The 19,872-nt window shown below is 40.5% G+C and carries 12 protein-coding genes; 10 read left to right on the top strand and 2 right to left on the bottom strand.

Going from position 1 to position 19,872, the window contains the following annotated elements; all coding sequences use genetic code 11:
* Positions 1 to 482 precede the first annotated feature (482 nt).
* Entirely contained in the window at positions 483 to 2,576 is a 2,094-nt protein-coding gene (locus G8D99_RS04750) for an FUSC family protein (RefSeq protein WP_166323104.1), read from the top strand.
* A gap of 113 nt (positions 2,577 to 2,689) precedes the next feature.
* On the opposite strand, the gene sthA is transcribed toward G8D99_RS04750, so the two are convergent.
* Entirely contained in the window at positions 2,690 to 4,105 is a 1,416-nt protein-coding gene (gene sthA / locus G8D99_RS04745; protein ID WP_166323102.1) for a Si-specific NAD(P)(+) transhydrogenase, read from the bottom strand.
* A 207-nt stretch (positions 4,106 to 4,312) separates the two neighbouring features.
* On the opposite strand from sthA, the gene lipA reads away from it, so the two are divergent.
* The 4 genes from lipA to G8D99_RS04725 all read left to right on the top strand — a co-directional run bounded on the left by lipA (position 4,313) and on the right by G8D99_RS04725 (position 9,676).
* Positions 4,313 to 5,326, top strand: a complete 1,014-nt coding sequence (lipA, locus tag G8D99_RS04740) for a lipoyl synthase (RefSeq protein WP_166323100.1) — start codon at positions 4,313 to 4,315, stop codon at positions 5,324 to 5,326.
* Positions 5,327 to 5,672: 346 nt separating this feature from the next.
* A complete protein-coding gene (locus tag G8D99_RS04735) occupies positions 5,673 to 8,306 on the top strand; it encodes an acyl-CoA dehydrogenase (protein WP_166323098.1) in 2,634 nt (877 codons plus the stop codon).
* 248 nt (positions 8,307 to 8,554) lie between these two features.
* Positions 8,555 to 8,935 carry a carboxymuconolactone decarboxylase family protein gene (locus G8D99_RS04730; protein ID WP_166323096.1) on the top strand — a complete coding sequence of 127 codons (381 nt, stop codon included), beginning with the start codon at positions 8,555 to 8,557 and terminating at the stop codon, positions 8,933 to 8,935.
* A 216-nt stretch (positions 8,936 to 9,151) separates the two neighbouring features.
* Complete coding sequence (locus G8D99_RS04725) at positions 9,152 to 9,676, top strand: tetratricopeptide repeat protein (RefSeq protein WP_166323094.1); 525 nt, start codon at positions 9,152 to 9,154, stop codon at positions 9,674 to 9,676.
* Between the two features lie 32 nt (positions 9,677 to 9,708).
* Here the strand turns inward: G8D99_RS04725 and G8D99_RS04720 are convergent, their stop codons facing one another.
* Complete coding sequence (locus G8D99_RS04720) at positions 9,709 to 10,731, bottom strand: DUF4917 family protein (RefSeq protein WP_227554356.1); 1,023 nt, start codon at positions 10,729 to 10,731, stop codon at positions 9,709 to 9,711.
* Positions 10,732 to 11,174: 443 nt separating this feature from the next.
* Between G8D99_RS04720 and ahcY the strand changes: the two genes are divergently transcribed.
* From ahcY to G8D99_RS04695, 5 genes are all read left to right on the top strand, one after another.
* The gene (gene ahcY / locus G8D99_RS04715; RefSeq protein WP_166323092.1) at positions 11,175 to 12,557 is read left to right on the top strand and encodes an adenosylhomocysteinase; all 1,383 of its coding nucleotides are present in this window, start codon (positions 11,175 to 11,177) and stop codon (positions 12,555 to 12,557) included.
* 210 nt (positions 12,558 to 12,767) lie between these two features.
* A complete protein-coding gene (gene metF / locus G8D99_RS04710; protein ID WP_166323090.1) occupies positions 12,768 to 13,604 on the top strand; it encodes a methylenetetrahydrofolate reductase [NAD(P)H] in 837 nt (278 codons plus the stop codon).
* A 44-nt stretch (positions 13,605 to 13,648) separates the two neighbouring features.
* Positions 13,649 to 14,359, top strand: coding sequence for a 16S rRNA (uracil(1498)-N(3))-methyltransferase (locus G8D99_RS04705; RefSeq protein WP_166323088.1), 711 nt, complete (start codon positions 13,649 to 13,651; stop codon positions 14,357 to 14,359).
* Between the two features lie 168 nt (positions 14,360 to 14,527).
* Entirely contained in the window at positions 14,528 to 17,392 is a 2,865-nt protein-coding gene (locus G8D99_RS04700) for a sensor domain-containing protein (protein WP_166323086.1), read from the top strand.
* A 136-nt stretch (positions 17,393 to 17,528) separates the two neighbouring features.
* Positions 17,529 to 19,808, top strand: a complete 2,280-nt coding sequence (locus G8D99_RS04695; RefSeq protein ID WP_166323084.1) for an NADP-dependent malic enzyme — start codon at positions 17,529 to 17,531, stop codon at positions 19,806 to 19,808.
* Positions 19,809 to 19,872: the final 64 nt, after the last annotated feature.

The following is a 19,872-nucleotide window of genomic DNA, read 5'->3' as shown; positions in this document are numbered from 1 at the left end:
GTTTGAAGGCTTGATTGAAAGTCGATCAAGCCTTGAAATGTATTGTTCTATGCAAGAGTGTTGCTTATGCTTTAATACAAAATAACAATTAATCCACCCTATCTAAGGGTTTTATCTAAACAATATATGTTGATTTATAAAACACTATTCCAGTTTCTAGTGTATTAAAAATCACAATCCTCCAAAAACCCAAACTCGATAAGTCCATGAGATTCATTGAATTAAAAATTATAAAATATTTTTTAGCTTTTAAATGGCGCTAAGTAAATGAATTAATTAGAGTAATAATCCACTATAGTTGAAAGCAATTAATCATTAAGACAAACAGCCTCGCAATTAGAGTGAATTTTATGAAATAATCTGATTTGAACTCAATTATCCGCACTTTTTTGCATGTATCTTGAACCATTCGATACGTGCTTTTGCTGTTGATTGAGGTTTTTTAGTATTCCATCACCAATAACTTAAGAATCGATAAATCTATGCTCCTGACCAAACAATTGTTCGCACTCCGTCCAAACAAAAGTGACTGGATTTTTGCGATCAAGACGTTTATCGCGGGCATATTAGCACTCTATATCGCATTCTCACTCGATTTGTCGTATCCGATTTGGGCGATTGGGACGGTGTTCGTCATCGCAAACCCGTATACCGGTATGACCGCCTCAAAAAGTGTGTTTCGAGTTTTGGGTACAGTCTTGGGTGCTGCAGTCACGATTGTGGTGACGCCCATTCTGATTCATACACCGTGGCTATTTACCCTATTTTTAGCGATTTGGGTCGGTGGTTGTCTGTATATCTCGCTGCTGGATCGGACTCCACGAAGCTATATGTTTATGCTCGCGGGTTATACCGCCGTGATCATTGCCTTTACCATTATTAATAATATTGAAACCGCGACAGTGTTCGATCTTGCCATTGGTCGGGTGATTGAAATCAGTTTGGGAGTACTGTGCAGTGCGGTGGTGATGACTGCGATTTATCCGATGAACATCGCCCCTGCTGTGCAAAACCAAGTCGCAAAACTCCTCAAAGACACGGAACAGGTGTTTGACAAAATCATGATGCAAGCTTTTAGCAACTTAGAACAAGATGCTCAAAGCCAAGACAGCATCAAGCAAAACTATAGCAAAACCTTTAATGCCATGACCCGTGACATTGCCAACTTGCATGTTATGGCGATTCATCTGTCTTACGAGCGTTCTAAAATCAAAGGTATGACCAAACCTTTGCAAGAAATGTTGCATCAACTGAGTATGGTCACAACCAATTTGGTCGCCATGTCTGAGCGGATGAAGCAACTTGAGCCTATTCCTCAAGTTGCGCAACAGCAGATTCAACTGATTCATCAACACATTTTAGAATTTTTAAAACAACAACCTACACAGCGCAACCATGAATTAAATTTACTGCCTGACGATTTTCATCAAGATTTTGATCAACTTGAACAACTGCTAGAACCCGATCAGCGCATTTTAATTGCCAGCCTGAAAATGGATATTCGGCATTTTATTCAGAATATCCGCGCCATTCATTTGATTTGGCATCGCATTCAACAGGGTGATTATGTATTGCCTGAAACGATCATTCCAATTGCATCGCATTATCCGAGTCTGCATCGAGACCATGGTATTGCGGTACGCGGTGGCATTTCGGCTTTTATTGTAGTGATGATTGGCACAGGGATTTGGATTGTCACCGGCTGGAAAGCGGGTTATATGATGGCAGAAATGGCCGCGATTACCGCCTGTATTTTAACTTCATTGGATAATCCCGTTCCCGCATTAAAAATGTTTGTGCGTGCCAATGTCTATGCGATTGTGGTGATTTTTATTTATGGTTTCGGGATCTTCCCGATGGTCACTGAATTTTGGCAAATGGGTTTAGTGCTTGCCCCTTTTATTCTGTTTTGTTTGCTGCTTTACCCGCACCCACCTTTAAATGCGATTGGCTTACCGCTGATTATGGGCGTGATTATGGGATTGAATTTCCATAATCGATACAGCATCGACACGGTGACTTTTATTGATAGTTCATTGGGTACTGTTTTAGGTCCAATGATTTCCATTTTGATCATTCGCCTTGTACGTTCTATGTCTCCGGATATGTCTGCACAGCGTATATTAACTACCCATTATCATGCGATTCGCCAAGCTTTGTATCTTCCCTACGGCGTGAAATTCCGCATTCACTTAAGACAGATGCTCGACAGTATTGGAGTGCTCAATACAAAAATTGTGCAATCTGATGACTTAAAGCACAACATTAATTTGGCGATGATTGAATGTAGTGCGATTGTGGATTTAACTCGTTTGCAAGAGCTGATGCTGAAACTGCCTAAAGGAGATCAACTGCGTTTAGCTTTAGAAGAATTGATCATGGGCTTAGATGATTATTTACGGGCCAAAGAACTCAATCAAAATACTACTTCTTTCTTAAATAGTATTCAGCCTAAGATTGAGCGTTTAAAAGCGAATTCTAAAATTGTGGCAGATTCAAATGTAGCTGAGCGTTTACAGATTTCATTGAATAATATTCAAACCAGTTTGTGTCACCAAAGTACAGTATCTGCTTAAGTGTTTTTCTTTAGAGATACTTGACTCTAGAACAGATGATTACACGTGATACCGCTATAAAAAAAACCCGCAAGATTCACTTACGGGTTTTAATTTCTAAAATGAAGATCACATTAGAATAAACGGTTCATACCATTTAGAGTTGCTACACGATACGCTTCCGCCATCGTAGGATAGTTAAAGGTGGTTTCAACAAAATACTTAATGGTGTTGTTACCACTTTGCATCACGGCTTGACCAATGTGGATAATCTCTGCTGCATTATTACCGAAGCAATGTACACCCAAGATTTCCAAAGTATCACGGTGGAACAAGATTTTAAGCTCGCCCACGGTATCACCGGTAATTTGCGCACGTGCCAAATGACGGAACGATGCTTGACCCACTTCATACGGGATTTTTTCTTCAGTAAGCTGTTGTTCAGTTTTACCAATTGAAGAAATTTCAGGAATCGTATAAATACCCGTTGGAATATCAGTGACTGGTTTAATGCCTTCTTCACCGCTCATGTTTGAACCTGCCGCACGACCTTGGTCATACGCAGCAGATGCAAGCGATGGCCAACCAATCACATCACCCGCAGCAAAGATATTCTCAACTTCAGTTTGGTATTGATCATTCACTGTAATTTGACCACGACTGTTTGGTTTAAGACCCACATTTTCGAGACCTAAACCATCGGTATTCCCTGAACGTCCGTTACACCAAAGAATCGCATCCGCTTTAATTTTCTTACCACTTTGCAAGTGCAATACCACGTGGTCATCAAAGGTTTCAAGGTGATCAATTTGTTCATTGTGACGAATCAATACACCTTGCTCACGCAAACGGTAAGACAGCGCATCCGAGATCTCATCATCAAGATAGCTGAGCAATTTTGGCTGTGTATTAATCAAATCAACTTTATGGTCAAGACCAATAAAAATCGACGCATATTCACACCCAATCACACCCGCACCATAAATGATGATTTTACGGATTGAGAAATCAAGGTCTAAAATCTTGTCTGAATCGAATACACGAGGATGATTAAAATCAAGCGCAGATGGACGATACGGACGTGAACCGGTCGCAATCACCAACTGTTGGAATACGATAGTTTCTGTGACGCCTTCAGCGTTGAACACGAGTACCGTATTTTTATCTTGGACATAGGCACGACCGTGATACACATCAATACGGTTACGATCGTAAAAACGAGAGTGAGTATCGACTTGCTGTTGAATCACTTTGTGGGCATTTTGAAGCACTTGCTTCATGGTGAACTGTTTCCATTCACCGACTTTTTGGAACATTGGATCACGTTGGTAACGAATAATGCTCGACACAGTTTGACGCAATGCTTTACTTGGAATTGTACCTACATGCGTACAGTTACCACCGAGTTGATCACGCATGTCAACAATTGCAACGCGCAAACCAGACTTCGCAAGCTTCATTGCTGCGCCTTCGCCGGCAGGGCCTGAACCTAGAACAACCGCATCATATTTAACGAATGTTCCGCTAACGACCTCTTTCTTACGTGGCATTCAATGCTCCTATCCAATCATTCTTTGCTAATCTGTGTATATTATGACGTAAAAGAGATCACATTGCTGTATTTCGATACCCTATATTGCTTGATAACCACATTTTTTAAATGAATATCGTTTTTACCCAATTTAGATGCATTTTCGGTATAATGAAAAGGCTATTTGTTTAGTCTCTCCCCCGTCAAAACAGTGGAATTGTTGAATATGTCTGAGAACCGTAAACCAGTACAGGGTGAAAAACTTCGTGGCGCTGAGAAAGTCGCTCGCATACCTGTAAAAGTGATCCCTACGGTTGAAACGCCACGAAAGCCGGATTGGATCCGCGTCAAAATGGCGGCACCAGATGAAGTTCAACGCATTAAAACCACATTGCGTGCGCAAAAATTACATACCGTTTGTGAAGAAGCCGCTTGTCCGAATTTACCTGAGTGTTTTGGTGGTGGTACAGCAACCTTTATGATTATGGGCGACATTTGTACCCGTCGTTGCCCGTTCTGTGATGTGGCACATGGTCGTCCCAATGCACTCGATCCAGATGAACCGCGTCATATGGCTGAAACCATTGCCAACCTAGGTTTGAAATATGCGGTGATCACCTCAGTTGACCGTGATGATTTACTCGATGGTGGTGCACAACATTTTGTGGATTGTATTAAAGAAGCACGTAGCCTCAGTCCAAAAACATTGTTGGAAATTTTGGTGCCTGACTTCCGTGGTCGTATGGATATTGCCCTACGCATCATGACCGAATGTCCACCAGATGTGTTTAACCACAATATCGAAACCGTGCCGCGTTTATATAAAGCGATGCGTCCAGGTTCAGATTACCAACATTCTTTAGATCTATTAAAAATGTTTAAAGAATACTGCCCTGATGTTCCAACCAAATGTGGTTTGATGGTGGGTATTGGTGAAACTGAAGAAGAAGTGATTGCACTGCTGGATGACTTGCATGCGCATGGTGTGGATTATGTGACCATTGGTCAGTACTTACAGCCATCGAAAGAACATGCACCGATTGACCGCTTTGTGACGCCTGAAGAGTTTGAACGTTATACCGCGCATGGTCAAAAACTCGGTTTCCGTAATATTTGGGCAGCGCCGATGGTACGTTCTAGCTACTTTGCAGACCGTCAATACTATGGCGAACCCGTACCTGCAGTGCGTCGTAAAGTCGATCCTGCGAAAAAAATTGCAGTTCAAGCGATTGAAGCTTAATTACTGACAATTTAAATATTCTATTAAATGCAATATAAACACTAGAAGCCCTCATTTGAGGGCTTTTTTGTACCTATAAAAATCAAAAAATTGGCAAAAAATGACAGCTTTTATTACTTTTGGTGACATTTCTTTGCCTTATTTCTCTTGAAAATTGATTATTTTTCAATCATCTTAACCTTAGAACTTTATAAAACTTCATTCACACTTTTCACGTGTAATGTGCAAAATATCACCACAGTGACAGTTTGACTTTAGCCTGAATCAATACAACTTTTCTCAAATTCAAATTGAGTTTTCAAAAAGGTTATGAGTGCTTTAGATCAAGGCTGTACGCAAATGGAGAATGACAATAATGCTGTTTATTCTAAGTGCACTGATCCTGATTTTTACCCTTTGGGCGATTTTCTTTTTCGAGGCCTCCCGAACAATCGGGGGCATCATTACGATCGTGGTTGCCATTGCGGTCGCTTTTTTAAGCCCGTGGTCCTTAATTTTAGGGATTCCGCTGATGCTAATCAGCTTAATTGTACTAATTGATCCATTACGTATGGCGATCATCACCAAACCAGCTTATAAAACCTTAGCCAATGCCATGCCGAGCATGAGTACCACTGAGCGTGAAGCCCTAGATGCCGGTACCAGTTGGTGGGAAAAAGAACTCTTTATGGGTGCACCGGATTGGAAAAAATTTGACGCCTCCCCATATCCTAAACTGTCAGAAGAAGAACAATCTTTTCTAGACAATGAAGTAGAACAACTCTGTGGCATGTTGAATGAATGGGAAATTCACCATCATTTAAAAGATTTGCCACCCGAGGTTTGGCAATTCATTAAGGACAAAGGCTTCTTAGGTTTAATCATTCCCAAAGAGTATGGCGGTAAAGCCTTTAGCTCATTTGCGCAAAGTCGCATCATGAGTAAGATCGCATCACGCTCACTCACCACGGCGGTGAGTTGTATGGTACCGAACTCACTGGGACCGGGTGAATTACTATTGCACTACGGCACAGAACAACAAAAGAATCGCTACTTGCCAGGACTTGCCAAAGGTGAAGAAATTCCTTGTTTTGGTTTAACCAGTCCTGAAGCTGGCTCAGATGCCGGTGCGATTCCAGATACCGGTGTGGTCTGTTATGGACAATTTGAAGGTAAACAAGTGCTCGGGCTACGCATGAACTTCTCCAAACGTTGGATTACCCTTGCGCCGATTGCCACTGTCATTGGTCTGGCATTTAAACTGTATGATCCTGATGGTTTATTGGGTGATGCCAACAAAAAAGAATATGGCATTACCTGTGCCTTGTTGCCCGCTTCTCATGAAGGGGTGAAAGTCGGTGCGCGTCATAATCCGGGTTCACCTTTTATGAATGGTACTGTGGACGGTGAGGATGTATTTATTCCACTGGATTGGATTATTGGTGGTGTTGAAAATGCCGGTAAAGGCTGGCGCATGCTGATGGAATGTTTAGCAGTCGGTCGTGGAATTTCATTACCGGCACTGTCTACGGCTGCAGGTGAAATGAGTTATTTGACAGTCGGTGCATTTGCCAAAGTGCGTCAACAATTCAAAATTTCAGTCGGTAAATTTGAAGGGGTGCAAGAAGCCACCAGTGATATTGCTGCCGATACCTATATGCTTGAAGCATTCCGCTATTTGGTCACTTGCGGCCTAAATCAGGGCGGTAAACCTGCGGTAATGACCGCAATGGCAAAATACTATGCCACTGAAACCATGCGTAAAGTGGTGAATCATGGGATGGATGTAGTGGGTGGTCGTGCCATTCAAATGGGTCCACGTAATTTTATTGCGCTGAATTATCAGGCGATTCCGGTATCGATTACGGTCGAAGGTGCTAACATTTTAAGTCGCTCGCTGATGATTTTTGGTCAAGGCTCAATGCGTTGTCATCCTTATCTGTTTGAAGAATTACAACTGCTACAAGCAGATGATAAAGACAGCGCCCTAAAAACCTTCAATGAAATGCTGTATAAACATTTAGGTTATACCTTTAACCGTACCGCGCGTTCATTTGCCTATGGCTATTTTGGGGGGTCATCCACTGCATCAGCCTTAGCCGATGATTTTAGTCGTCCTTTTTATAAAACCATTAACCGTTTAAGTGCCAACTTTGCCTTAACCGCGGATATGTGTTTGGGCTTACTTGCAGGTGACATTAAACGTAAGGAAATGCTGTCAGGACGTTTAGCCGATATTCATTCTTACTTATTTATTGCCACCGCGATTCTAAATTTCTATGAACATGGTACGCAAACTGAAGCTGAACAAGCACATGCCAAATTGGCATTACAGAAAGCTTTGTTTAATGCCCAAGAAGCGTTTTATGGCTTATTTGATAATTTCCCGATTAAATTGGCTTCAGGTCTGATTAAATTTATTTGTTTTCCATTGGGACGTCCGGTAGCGAAACCGAATGATGCATTGAAACTTGAAGTGGCGGAATGGATGATGACAGAAAATGCCTTCCGTGATCAGTTGAAGCAACATATTTTCTATAGCACTGATCCCAATGATGTGAATGGTCGTATGGAATCAACCTTCCTGATGCTATTGGGCATGGAGGATGTGTGGAATAAGTTTAAGAAGGCTGAATCTAAGGGTCAATTTGCAGGTTTAACCTTTGAAGAACATATTCAGTCTGCATTGGCCTTGAACTTTATTAGCCAAGCTGAAGCGGATCAACTAACCACCTACAATGCACAACGTTTTGACAGTATGTTGACCGATATTTTTGATATGGAACTTGATCAAGCTCTCGATTTAAACAATCCACATCTACCCGATCATCAGACTCACCAAAGTAATGGAAACAACTCAGAAGCTTCAGAATTGGTACCAGCCGATGATAAAGCCAATATCACGCAAGCGACGGATGCAAATGCTGCAGTCGGTAAAGATGGTGTTGATTCATCAGATGCGAAAAAAGATGAAAATCCTGAAGCGTTCCTACGCTTTTAAATCAAGCATCATGTGAGTGATTCATTTATAAATAAGCGATCCTTCGGGGTCGCTTTTTATATAGATCAGCAATTTCAAACATGAATCAGATATGACTTAGGTGTAATAGACACTTAATGAATCAATGACAGAATAAATCAAAGGATACTGATGATTTAAACTGCAATTAAGTTGAAATTTTAATCAAATTATTCATCATTGATACAGCATCAATTTCACAATGATCAAAACACAAAAAAGAGTTCACTATGTCACAACAAGATTATGAAAATGGATTAAAAGTTCGTACAGAAGTCATGGGCGAAAGCTTTGTTCGACGTGCTCAAGACAATACTGTCCCCTTTACTCAACCTTTACAGGATTGGATCAATGAACATGCGTGGGGCTCAACCTGGCAACGTGAAGGTGTGTTACCTCGCAAATATCGTTCATTGATCACCATTGCCTTTTTGACTGCACAGAAAAGCCCAACTGAACTAAAAGGTCATGTGCGTGGCGCACTCAATAATGGTGCAACAGTCGAAGAAATTCAGGAAGTGTTATTACATAGCTTGCCATACTGCGGTGCGCCGGCAACCCAAGAGGCATTTCGTGCTGCGCTTGAAGTGATTAACGAATATCAAAAATGAAATAAAGCCTTACTTAGATGATCTATTTAACATGCTCACTATGACTATATCATCACAAGTACTGTGAAACGAATTTTAACAACCTGAGGTGTTCAGACAACAATTGCGTCATGATTCAATTCTTAGAATAAAATTAGCGTATAATGATTTGCCAATCTCAAGATTGGCTTTTTTATTTTAGATAATCGCTGCATTTTATGTAGCCGTGGAATTTTTATGTCTGAACGTGCCACTATCCCTACCGCGCTTGCTAATCGTGCATTGGCTGCCAATGCCGAAGCCCAATTTGAATTGGCTGAGTTATATATGCAAAGCGAACATGAGGATGACATTGTCCTTGCAGAAGAATGGGCACTGAAAGCGGCTGAGAATGGTTTGGTTGAAGCGATGTATTGGTTGGGTGAAGGCTACACAGTCTATGCCAAAGATTTGGCTGAGGAAGACCCAGAAGAATCTAAAAAACATTTAGAATTGGGGTATTACTGGCTGAGTAAAGCCAATATGCAAAACCATCCTGCTGCGACTTTAGAGTTAGCGGGTTATTACCGCCGTGGTGATGTGATTGAAAAAGATGTTGAAAAATCCATTGCATTGGTGAAGCACGCAGCTGAACTTGGTGAATACCAAGCCATGCGTGATTTGGCATTTATCTATGAAAATGCCTTGGGTACAGAGGCTGATGAAGAAAAAGCAGCCTATTGGACTGAAAAAGCCGATGCTTTAGAACAAGCCAATCAATAATTAAAAAGCCCATCATTGATGGGCTTTTTAATTCAAGGATTATTCCAACAACCAGAACTTTGACTGTCAAAGAACTCTACTTCAACATTTGGGGAAGTTTTTTTAATTAGGCTAGAAATTCTATGACATTCACTTTGATTTTTAGAATAAGTTGAAATAGCAACTTTACCCACTGTTTCCTTTTTAAAAATTTGTTGGATTAAATGCTGCTCTTGCTCACCTATCCCCCATCCATAAATTACTAAATTATTATTTCTATTAATTAATTTAGATAAGACCTCATAAAAAATTGTACTCAAGTATGGACTACTTTTTATTGATTCTAATTTCTTTGCACCAGTACCTTCAGCAACAAATAATGGAATTTTTTCGTCACCCCATTCGTTGGTAATAGCATCTATAAGACCTGTAAATTCATCACTTTTAATTTTCGTCTCTGATTTTTTTACATTTCTAAAAATAGATAAATTTCCATGTTGATAGAAGCTTAAGGTAACTTCTTTTTCTTCCCGTATAGGTGTACGCAGTACTTCCCAATCATTTCTAAAACCTCCATCACCTTGAAAACAATCCTTAAATTTATGTCCATCATTAAACTGATTTCCATACATTAGAATCCAATAGAGAATCAAATCATAATTAAGTGAAACAATAGTAGAAAATTGTTTTGTAAATTTATAAAGAATAGGTAATTGAACAGCAATAGTCGCATGTTCACAATGAACATCTTTTACAACCTTGATTAGGGCAGTTTTAATATTTTCGTAAGCGTCATCAATTTTTTGATCGACTATTCCCAAATGATTATTAACTAATTTCGAATGCCAAACCAACCGAAGAATTAGCTCAAAATCATATGTATCAAACTCGATAAAAAGCTTAGATATGTCATCATTAAAAAGTTCTAATATTTCAGCTTCTTCTTTCAAGGAACTAAATCCAAACTTAAAATGCAATGCCATACTTGCACCATTACCGATGATTAAACTTCCCTTAAGATAATGATCTTTAATCTCTGTCCAATTTTTGATTGGATATTCAAAAGGCTTGTTCAAGACTAACTCCACTTAGTATTTACACAGAAGTTAATCACATTAAAAAGCAATTAAAATGATAAATTGCTGAATTTAATTGAAAAACAATCATATAAGCATTAATCATTCTGCTTATCTAGTTTAAGATAAATTGGAGATATGTTTATAAATTTTCTATTTTAATCATAAGTTTTTCTTATAGATGTTTTTATTATTACCCATGTTAAAGGATAACATTGACTCAGATATTAACCAAGATCAGATTGGAACTGTGCTTTTTTCCAAGTACAATACTTGGCTAGTCGAGGGGTGCTGCGACGAATTTACAGGCATATTTTCAACAAATGCCAAACTAAATTCGCTAGGCTCGACCATCGGTTCTTGTTCAAAGAACCAACAACGGCATCCGCGGACATCATGATCCTATCTATTTTTTATTGTTATCAAATAACAAGGAGATCCTAATGAACGCGGTTAATGCTTCATTTACAGATTACAAAGTTGCTGACATTTCTCTAGCAGATTACGGCCGTAAAGAAATCAAACTTGCAGAAGCAGAAATGCCAGCCCTTATGGGTTTGCGTAAACGCTATGCAGCCGCTAAACCGCTTGCAGGCGCGAAAATTCTCGGCTGTATCCACATGACCATTCAAACCGCAGTTTTGATCGAAACATTGGTTGAACTTGGTGCCGAAGTTCGTTGGACGTCTTGTAACATCTTCTCGACTCAAGATCACGCTGCTGCTGCTATTGCTGCGGCGGGTATTCCTGTTTTTGCTTGGAAAGGCGAAACTGAAGAAGAATATAACTGGTGTTTAGAACAACAAATCAATGTGAATGGCACGCCTTGGGATGCCAACATGATTTTGGATGATGGCGGTGATTTGACTGCACTTGTTCATGAAAAATACCCAGAAGTGATCGCAAAAATCCACGGTATTACTGAAGAAACCACTACAGGTGTTCAACGTCTGTATGAAATGCACCGTGATGGTACATTAAAAGTACCTGCAATCAACGTTAATGATTCAGTAACCAAGTCTAAAAATGACAACAAATACGGTTGCCGTCACTCCCTAAACGATGCTATCAAACGTGGTACAGATATGTTGTTATCTGGTCGTCGCGCGCTTGTGATTGGTTATGGTGATGTCGGTAAAGGTTCTGCGCAATCACTGCGTCAAGAAGGCATGATCGTACGTGTGACTGAAGTTGATCCAATCTGTGCAATGCAAGCCTGTATGGACGGTTACGAAGTGGTTGCTCCATACAAAAATGGCGTACAAACAGGTAAGAAAGAAGACATCAACTTAGATCTTCTTCAAAACACCGATTTGATTGTGACAACAACCGGTAACTACCACGTGTGTGATGCTGCGATGCTTGATACTTTAAAAACAGGTGCTGTGGTCTGTAACATCGGTCACTTTGACACTGAAATCGACACCAACTACTTACGTGGTTACAAGTGGATTGAAGTGAAGCCTCAAGTTCACCAAGTATACCGTTCAGAAAATGAAAACGATTATTTAATCCTTTTATCTGAAGGTCGTTTAGTGAACTTGGGTAATGCAACAGGTCACCCATCACGTATTATGGATGGTTCTTTTGCCAACCAGGTCTTGGGTCAAATGCACTTATTTGCTGAGAAATTTGCTGATCTTCCTGAAGACCAAAAAGCGGCTAAAATCCGTGTAGAGCTGATTCCTAAGAAATTAGATGAAGAAGTGGCTGCTGCAATGGTTGCAGGTTTTGGTGGTGTTCTGACCACGTTAACCCAAGAACAAGCGGACTACTTGGGTGTCCAAGTTGAAGGTCCATTTAAATCTGACACTTATAAATACTAAGTTTTACCGCTCCTAACCTCTCTTGTGCTGAGCCTTAAAGCAGTACTTAAGGCATGCTCAGGAGAGGAACTTTCATTACAAAATGAAATTACCTTAGATTCATTCTGATGTGATTACAAGTAATGATCCTGCTTCTTCTAAAGTCATATACGGCTCAAGGAGAAGACAGGAATGAGGGTGAATAAAATTATTTATAACAAGGATTTAAAAATGTCAAAACGTGTTCCTATTTCATTTGAATTTTTTCCAACCAAAACCGATGCAGGTGCGGAAAAATTGCGTGTGGTTCATCAAGAACTTCAATTGCTGAATCCAGAATTTTTCTCTGTGACCTACGGTGCAGGCGGTTCAACCCGTGAACGCACGCTTTCTGCAATCAACGATTTTAACGGCAAAGGTACGCCTGTTGCCCCTCACCTGTCGTGTATTGGTGATGACAAAGCCCGTATTGCTGAATTGTTAGATTTATATAAAGCCCAAGGAATCGATCGGATCGTTGCACTGCGTGGTGATTTACCCTCAGGTCAAGTGGGTTTGGGCGAATTGCCTTATGCTTCTGATTTAGTCGAGTTCATCCGTAACCATTCGGGCGATCACTTTCATATTGAAGTGGCGGCATACCCTGAAATGCATCCACAAGCGGAAAGCTTTGACATTGACATTAAAAACTTTGCCAAAAAAGTGAAAGCTGGTGCGAATGCTGCGCTCACACAATTCTTCTTTAATCCAGATGCGTATTTTTACTTTGTAGAGCGCATCCAAAAAGAAGGCATTGATATTCCTGTTGCCCCAGGCATTATGCCGATTACCAATGCCAGCAACTTGATTCGCTTTGCCGATGGTACAGGTGCAGAGATTCCGCGATGGATTCGTAAGCAATTGGCCACTTATGGCGACGATTCTGCAAGTATTAAATCCTTTGGACACGAAGTTGTTGTTAAACTATGCGAACGCCTGATTGCAGGTGGTGCACCAAGTCTGCACTTCTACACCATGAATCATACTGAGCCAAACCGTCAACTTGTGCTTGACCTCGGCTTAGCATAAGTTCAAATCTGCCCTATTCACCGATTTTTAGCGAGTATACCCACATGCCCCGTTTTTTTATTGAAGCTGATTTAGCTGTAGATACGCATGTTGAGTTAACAGAAACCGTATTTCACCATTGGGTAAAAGTATTACGGGCACAAGTCGGTGAAGTGGCAACCTTATTCAATGGACAAGGTGGCGAATACCAAGTCACATTGTCTGAAGTCAATAAAAAGTCGGCCACAGTTTCGGTGGATCAATTTAATCCCGATGATCGCACCCCAAAATTCACAACCCTCCTGGGTCAAGTGATGAGTAAGGGGGATCGTATGGATTATGCCATTCAAAAAGCCGTTGAATTGGGTGTGTCTGAGATTCAATTGCTGACCTCTGAACGCTGTGAAATGCGCTTAAAGTATGATCGCGATCAAAAGAAAATTGACCATTGGCAAGGCATTGCGATTGCAGCATGTGAACAATGCGGTATGAATCGAGTGCCTCAAATTCTTGCGCCGCTCAGCTTAGAAAAATGGCTTGAAACCACGCTTCCTGAAACCAAGTTAGTACTTGCACCCAATAAAGATCAAGTCAATGTGCTTGAACAAGCCACTGCTAACATTGCGTTATTAATTGGCCCTGAAGGGGGCTTAAGTGAAGCTGAAATTCAAGCTGCCAATGCTGTAGGATTCTTAAATTGGTGCATTGGGGAGCGCGTACTCCGCACCGAAACGGCACCTGTGGTTGCACTGTCTATTCTTAATTACAATATTTAAGTGCATTAACAATAAAACCGTGACTTAAATCACAATACTATTGATTTTTTCACGGTTTGACATTAATTTAAGCACTTAAAACGCTGAATTTTATTTAAGTTAACTAATACTAGTACAACGAATATATTCTAATAAACATCATGGAATTAAGTATAGGTATACCCCTCTATGGACGACATACAGGAAGACACTCTCTCCCGCGGCGTGTCTGCTACGCAAGTCAAAAATGCAGCTTATCATTTGCATTATTTTCTTGCATGGGTCTTGTTTGCCTGTTTCTATAACATAATTATTTATCACATCTATTTCAAAAGCTATTCTTCAATTTACAACACTTGGTTTTGCTGTTTTGCACTGCTGATGCTAGTGTTCATGCTGATGACCCGCCAATTTGCCCGCAATAAAAACCTCAGCACCTTTAATTTAGACACTTGGTCGCAATTGGTCTGCATGAGTGTTGGTGCTGGACTGGCGATTGGGGTGTATATCATCAATCAGTCCATGGGCATTGAAAACAAGCTTATTTCAGAAGTGCATTTGATTGTATTTACTGGACTGCTGCTTTCTATTTCTTATTTGGTTGCGGTGGTGTATTTGGCGCAGCGACTGCGCTATTTTTTATTGGTCTTTGTGCCCTCTGCGCTGCCTGTGGTTTTTTCCAAAGTTCTATTTTTCAACCAAATTTCAGATGTTTATAATTTTATTTTTAATGTCTGGTTTAGCGTAATTTTGATCAGCGCCATACTGACCCATAAAATTCATAAACGCCTTAATTTACTCAATAATCACAATAAATTTTACTTAAAACAATCCCGCGCTCATCTTGAAGAATCCGCTTTACTGCAAAAACAACTTAAGAGTGAAATCACCAAATCGCATAGTATTGAAAACGAATTACAACTCAATAATCAATTGCTTGAACAAAAAGTTAAAGAACGCACCTATGACATCAACAAAATCAAAGATCGTCTAGAAAACCATCAAGCCAATTTAGATTTTGCCCATGAAACCGCAGGCATTCATTCTTGGCTATGGAATATCGAAAAAAGAACGGTTGAGCTTTCAGGTAAAAAGTCTCACGTCAAAGTCATTCAATATGACAGTCAGAAAGATCAGATTGACTTAATGATTCATCCTGAAGACCAAGCGCACTACAACCAAATGATGCGTCTGCATTTACGGGGTCAAACCGAGCGTTTTGAAGCCACCTATCGGGTTCAAAAAGACCAACATTGGAATTGGATTAAGGACATTGGTAAAGTCATTGCACGCGATCCGATTACGCGTAAACCATTACGTATGGTCGGCATCCACCGTGATATCGAACAAGAAAGAAGTGACCAAGAGAAACTGAAACTGGCTGCCAACGTGTTTAACCAAGTGGCACAGGGCGTTTTCGTTTTAGACAACAATTTATGCTTTTTAGAAGTGAACCCCTTCTTCTGTTCTCTGATTGATATCCCTGCCGAGCATGTGGTCGGTAAACATATCTTTGATATCACGGTCAATACTGTATTTGAAGTCAGTGAAAAGCATTCATCCATTACCCAAAAAATCTTGCAATCTGGCAATTATGATGCCGAAGTACAAGAAGAATTTGTGTCTGGAAAATCACTGATTTTATGGTTACATATCAATGCGGTGCGAGACGATAAAAATCGTGTGATGAACTATGTCGGTGTGGTGTCAGATCTGACAGATCGACGCAATCACGAACAACGACTTGCCTATTTAGAGAACTATGACCTGCTGACTGATCTCCCGAATCGGGTGTATTTTAATTTGCAAATGCATCAATACATGATCAGTAAATCTAAATCCTTGAGTCATTTTGCGATTATTCGACTCAATGTCGATCGTTTCCGTAATTTCAATGAATATCTCAACAATCAATGTGGCGATGAACTCTTAAAGCAAATTTCTAAACGACTCAAAAGCACCTGCTCCGATGCTTTGCTGATTTCCTATTTAAACAATGACGATTTTGCCCTGATTTATAATCTCAATCATCCGCGTGCATCCATTCAACAAAAGGTGGATGAGATTATGCATATTTTTCATCAGCCTTTTATCATTTTGGATCAAGAGCATGCGATTTCTGCCTCATTGGGCATTGCGATTTATCCTGAACATGGGCGCCAAATTGGTAGCCTCAATAGTCATGCGGAACATGCATTGGTTGAAGCCAAAAAACTCGGCGGCAATACGGTTTATTTCTATAACAACAAAACCGATTCACTGTTTGAAAATGACATACAGCTAGAACATGATTTAAGACATGCGATTAAAAACAATCAGCTAGAAGTCTACTATCAGCCTAAAGTCGATAGTGAAAACATGACCATTTATGGCTTTGAGGCGCTGATTCGTTGGTTACATCCGCAACATGGCTTGATTATCCCTGATCTGTTTTTACCGATTGCCGAAGAAACCAGTTTGATTTCTGAGATTGGTCAGTTTGTGATTTTTGAAACCTGTAAACAAATCCGTGCATGGAAAGATTTAGGGTTTGATGATATTCGAGTATCAGTGAATGTGGTGGCACAGCAAATTCATCGTGGGCAATTAATTGAAAATATCGACGCAGCTCTGAGCATTTATAACCTCAAAGCCAATACCCTTGATCTTGAATTGACTGAATCTTCTTTACTGGATAAATCAGAGCATGTGATTGAATTATTAAATAATTTAAAGAAACGTGGCATTACGATTTCGCTCGATGACTTTGGTACCGGTTATTCTTCACTCGCTTACTTAGCGGATTATCCAATAGATAACTTGAAGATTGATAAAGCCTTTATTTCCAAAATTGGTCAAACCAAAGACAATGCCATTGTCAATGCGATTGTGGCGATGGGTAAAACCATGGGCATGTGTATTGTGGCTGAAGGGGTTGAAAACATTGAGCAGATTGAATATTTACAACAACTCGGTTGTGACTATTTCCAAGGTTATTATTTCTCCAAGCCCTTGAATAGCAAAGATTGCACAGAATTCTTATCGCAAAATAGAATTATTGCCCATTTGTCTTAATCTATTGATCAAAGCTATAAGTTTGTTCGAATTTTCGACTTTTTAACTGTGCTCAAGCCTGAACTAGTGGTATATTCAAACGAAATTAGCCTCAAAACCAGCTTCGCTGGAACACTGTAAAAAGACCGGGATTCAGATGGACGATCAATCTTTAAAAGAGCAAGCACTTTATTACCACGAATTTCCAACCCCAGGTAAAATTAGCGTCACACCTAGCAAACAACTGATCAATCAACACGATTTAGCTCTAGCCTATTCTCCAGGTGTTGCAGCGCCGTGTTTAGAAATTGAAAAAGATCCGTCTAAGGCTGCACTTTATACGGCACGTGGAAACTTGGTTGCTGTGGTCAGTAATGGTACTGCGGTGCTCGGTTTAGGGAATATTGGTCCATTGGCGTCAAAACCTGTGATGGAAGGTAAAGGCGTTCTGTTCAAAAAGTTTGCCGGCGTTGATGTGTTCGATATCGAAATTGCTGAAAATGATCCAGATAAAATTGTCGATATCGTGGCGTCATTAGAACCTACCTTTGGCGGGATTAACCTTGAAGACATCAAGGCGCCAGAATGTTTCTACATTGAGCAAAAACTGCGTGAACGCATGAATATTCCTGTGTTCCATGATGATCAACACGGTACCTCAATTATTGTCGGTTCAGCACTGTTAAATGCATTGCAATTGAATGGCAAAAAAATTGATCAAATCAAAATTGTCGCTTCAGGTGCAGGTGCCGCAGCCCTCTCTTGTTTAGATTTACTGTGCGCTTTAGGTGCCAAAAAAGAAAACATTGTGGTGGCCGATTCACGTGGTCTTTTAACCACGAAACGTGAAGGCTTAGATGCGTCTAAATTACGTTATGTACAAGATATTGAACAAACTCAATTGGCGGACGTGATTGCAGGTGCGGACATGTTCTTGGGTCTTTCAGCTGCCGGCATTTTAACCAAAGAAATGGTTAAGTTAATGGCCAAAGATCCGATTATCTTTGCTTTAGCAAATCCAGACCCTGAAATTTTACCTGAACATGCACACGAAGTTCGTGATGACGTGATCATGGCAACAGGCCGTTCGGATTATCCAAACCAAGTCAATAACGCGCTTTGCTTCCCGTACATCTTCCGTGGTGCATTAGACGTTGGTGCAACCACCATTAATGAAGAGATGAAGATTGCCTGTGTCTATGCGATTGCTCGTATGGCACATGTTGAAGCAGATTCAGCATCTTATGGTGAAAAATCAGCATCTTTTGGTCGTGATTACTTGATTCCTCGTCCACTCGATCAACGTTTAATTCTTGAAATTGCGCCTGCTATCGCACAAGCTGCGATGGATTCGGGTGTGGCAACACGTCCTATTTTGGACTTTGCTGCCTATCGTCAACGTTTATCTGAGTTTGTGTATAACTCAGCATTCATTATGAAACCGATTTTTGCTCAAGCAAAATCTGATCCGAAGCGTATTGCCTATGCGGAAGGTGAAGATTTACGTGTACTCCGTGCTGTGCAAATTGCAGTGGATGAAGGTTTAGCAAAACCAATTTTGGTCGGTCGCCCTGCGGTGATTGAAGCCAATATCAAAAAATTGGGTTTACGTTTGCAAGATGGCGTGAATATCACCATCGTGGATCAAGAAAAAAATCCAGATTACGAAAAATTTGCAGATGACTACTACACATTAATGCAACGCAAAGGGGTGACACCTGAATATGCGCAACGTGAGACACGTCGTCGTTCAACCTTAATTGCGGCAATGTTGGTTCGTCATGGTTTAGCCGATGGCATGCTCTGTGGTACATATTCAAGCTACGACATCCATTTAGATTTCGTGCGCAATGTGATTGGTCAAAAAGAAGGTATGAATAACTTCTTTACCTTAAATGCCTTAATGTTAGATGAACGTAATATCTTTATTGCGGATACCTACATCAACCGTAACCCAACGGCTGAACAATTGGCTGAAATGACCATTTTGGCGGCTGAAGAAGTGCGTCGTTTTGGTATTACGCCACGCGTTGCTCTGCTCTCTCACTCAAGTTTTGGTTCAGATCAAGATGACCCAAGTGCACAAAAAATGCGTCAGGTGTATGACATCTTGAGCAAAACTGCACCTGAACTTGAAGTTGAAGGTGAAATGCATGCCGATGCAGCTTTGGATGAAAATATTCGTCACTTTGCCTTCCCGAACTCACGTTTCAAAGGCCCTGCAAACCTGCTGATTATGCCAAATCTGGATGCGGCCAATATTTCATTCAACCTGTTGAAATCAACTTCAGGAAACAATGTCACCATTGGTCCAATCCTATTGGGTGCGGCGAAGCCTGTGCATATCTTGACCCCAACAGCAACCACGCGTCGTTTAGTCAATATGACTGCGCTGACTGTGGCTGAAATTCAAGAAAATGAGAAAGATGCGCTTTAAGACTGTTAATGCTTAGCCTTCAACGGTTAAGCTTTTCCACTGATACGTGTTTACTCACATCTTG

Origin of the sequence: Acinetobacter lanii (assembly GCF_011578285.1) — a bacterium.
GTDB lineage: Bacteria > Pseudomonadota > Gammaproteobacteria > Pseudomonadales > Moraxellaceae > Acinetobacter > Acinetobacter lanii.
This window is presented reverse-complemented; position numbering and strand designations above follow the sequence as displayed.

Excerpts from the sequence above, each read along its gene's own strand:
- G8D99_RS04750 (WP_166323104.1), top strand. The coding sequence starts at position 483 with ATGCTCCTGACCAAACAATTGTTCGCACTCCGTCCAAACAAAAGTGAC.
- sthA (WP_166323102.1), bottom strand. The coding sequence starts at position 4,105 with ATGCCACGTAAGAAAGAGGTCGTTAGCGGAACATTCGTTAAATATGAT.
- lipA (WP_166323100.1), top strand. The coding sequence starts at position 4,313 with ATGTCTGAGAACCGTAAACCAGTACAGGGTGAAAAACTTCGTGGCGCT.
- G8D99_RS04735 (WP_166323098.1), top strand. The coding sequence starts at position 5,673 with ATGACAATAATGCTGTTTATTCTAAGTGCACTGATCCTGATTTTTACC.
- G8D99_RS04730 (WP_166323096.1), top strand. The coding sequence starts at position 8,555 with ATGTCACAACAAGATTATGAAAATGGATTAAAAGTTCGTACAGAAGTC.
- G8D99_RS04725 (WP_166323094.1), top strand. The coding sequence starts at position 9,152 with ATGTCTGAACGTGCCACTATCCCTACCGCGCTTGCTAATCGTGCATTG.
- ahcY (WP_166323092.1), top strand. The coding sequence starts at position 11,175 with ATGAACGCGGTTAATGCTTCATTTACAGATTACAAAGTTGCTGACATT.
- metF (WP_166323090.1), top strand. The coding sequence starts at position 12,768 with ATGTCAAAACGTGTTCCTATTTCATTTGAATTTTTTCCAACCAAAACC.
- G8D99_RS04705 (WP_166323088.1), top strand. The coding sequence starts at position 13,649 with ATGCCCCGTTTTTTTATTGAAGCTGATTTAGCTGTAGATACGCATGTT.
- G8D99_RS04700 (WP_166323086.1), top strand. The coding sequence starts at position 14,528 with ATGGACGACATACAGGAAGACACTCTCTCCCGCGGCGTGTCTGCTACG.
- G8D99_RS04695 (WP_166323084.1), top strand. The coding sequence starts at position 17,529 with ATGGACGATCAATCTTTAAAAGAGCAAGCACTTTATTACCACGAATTT.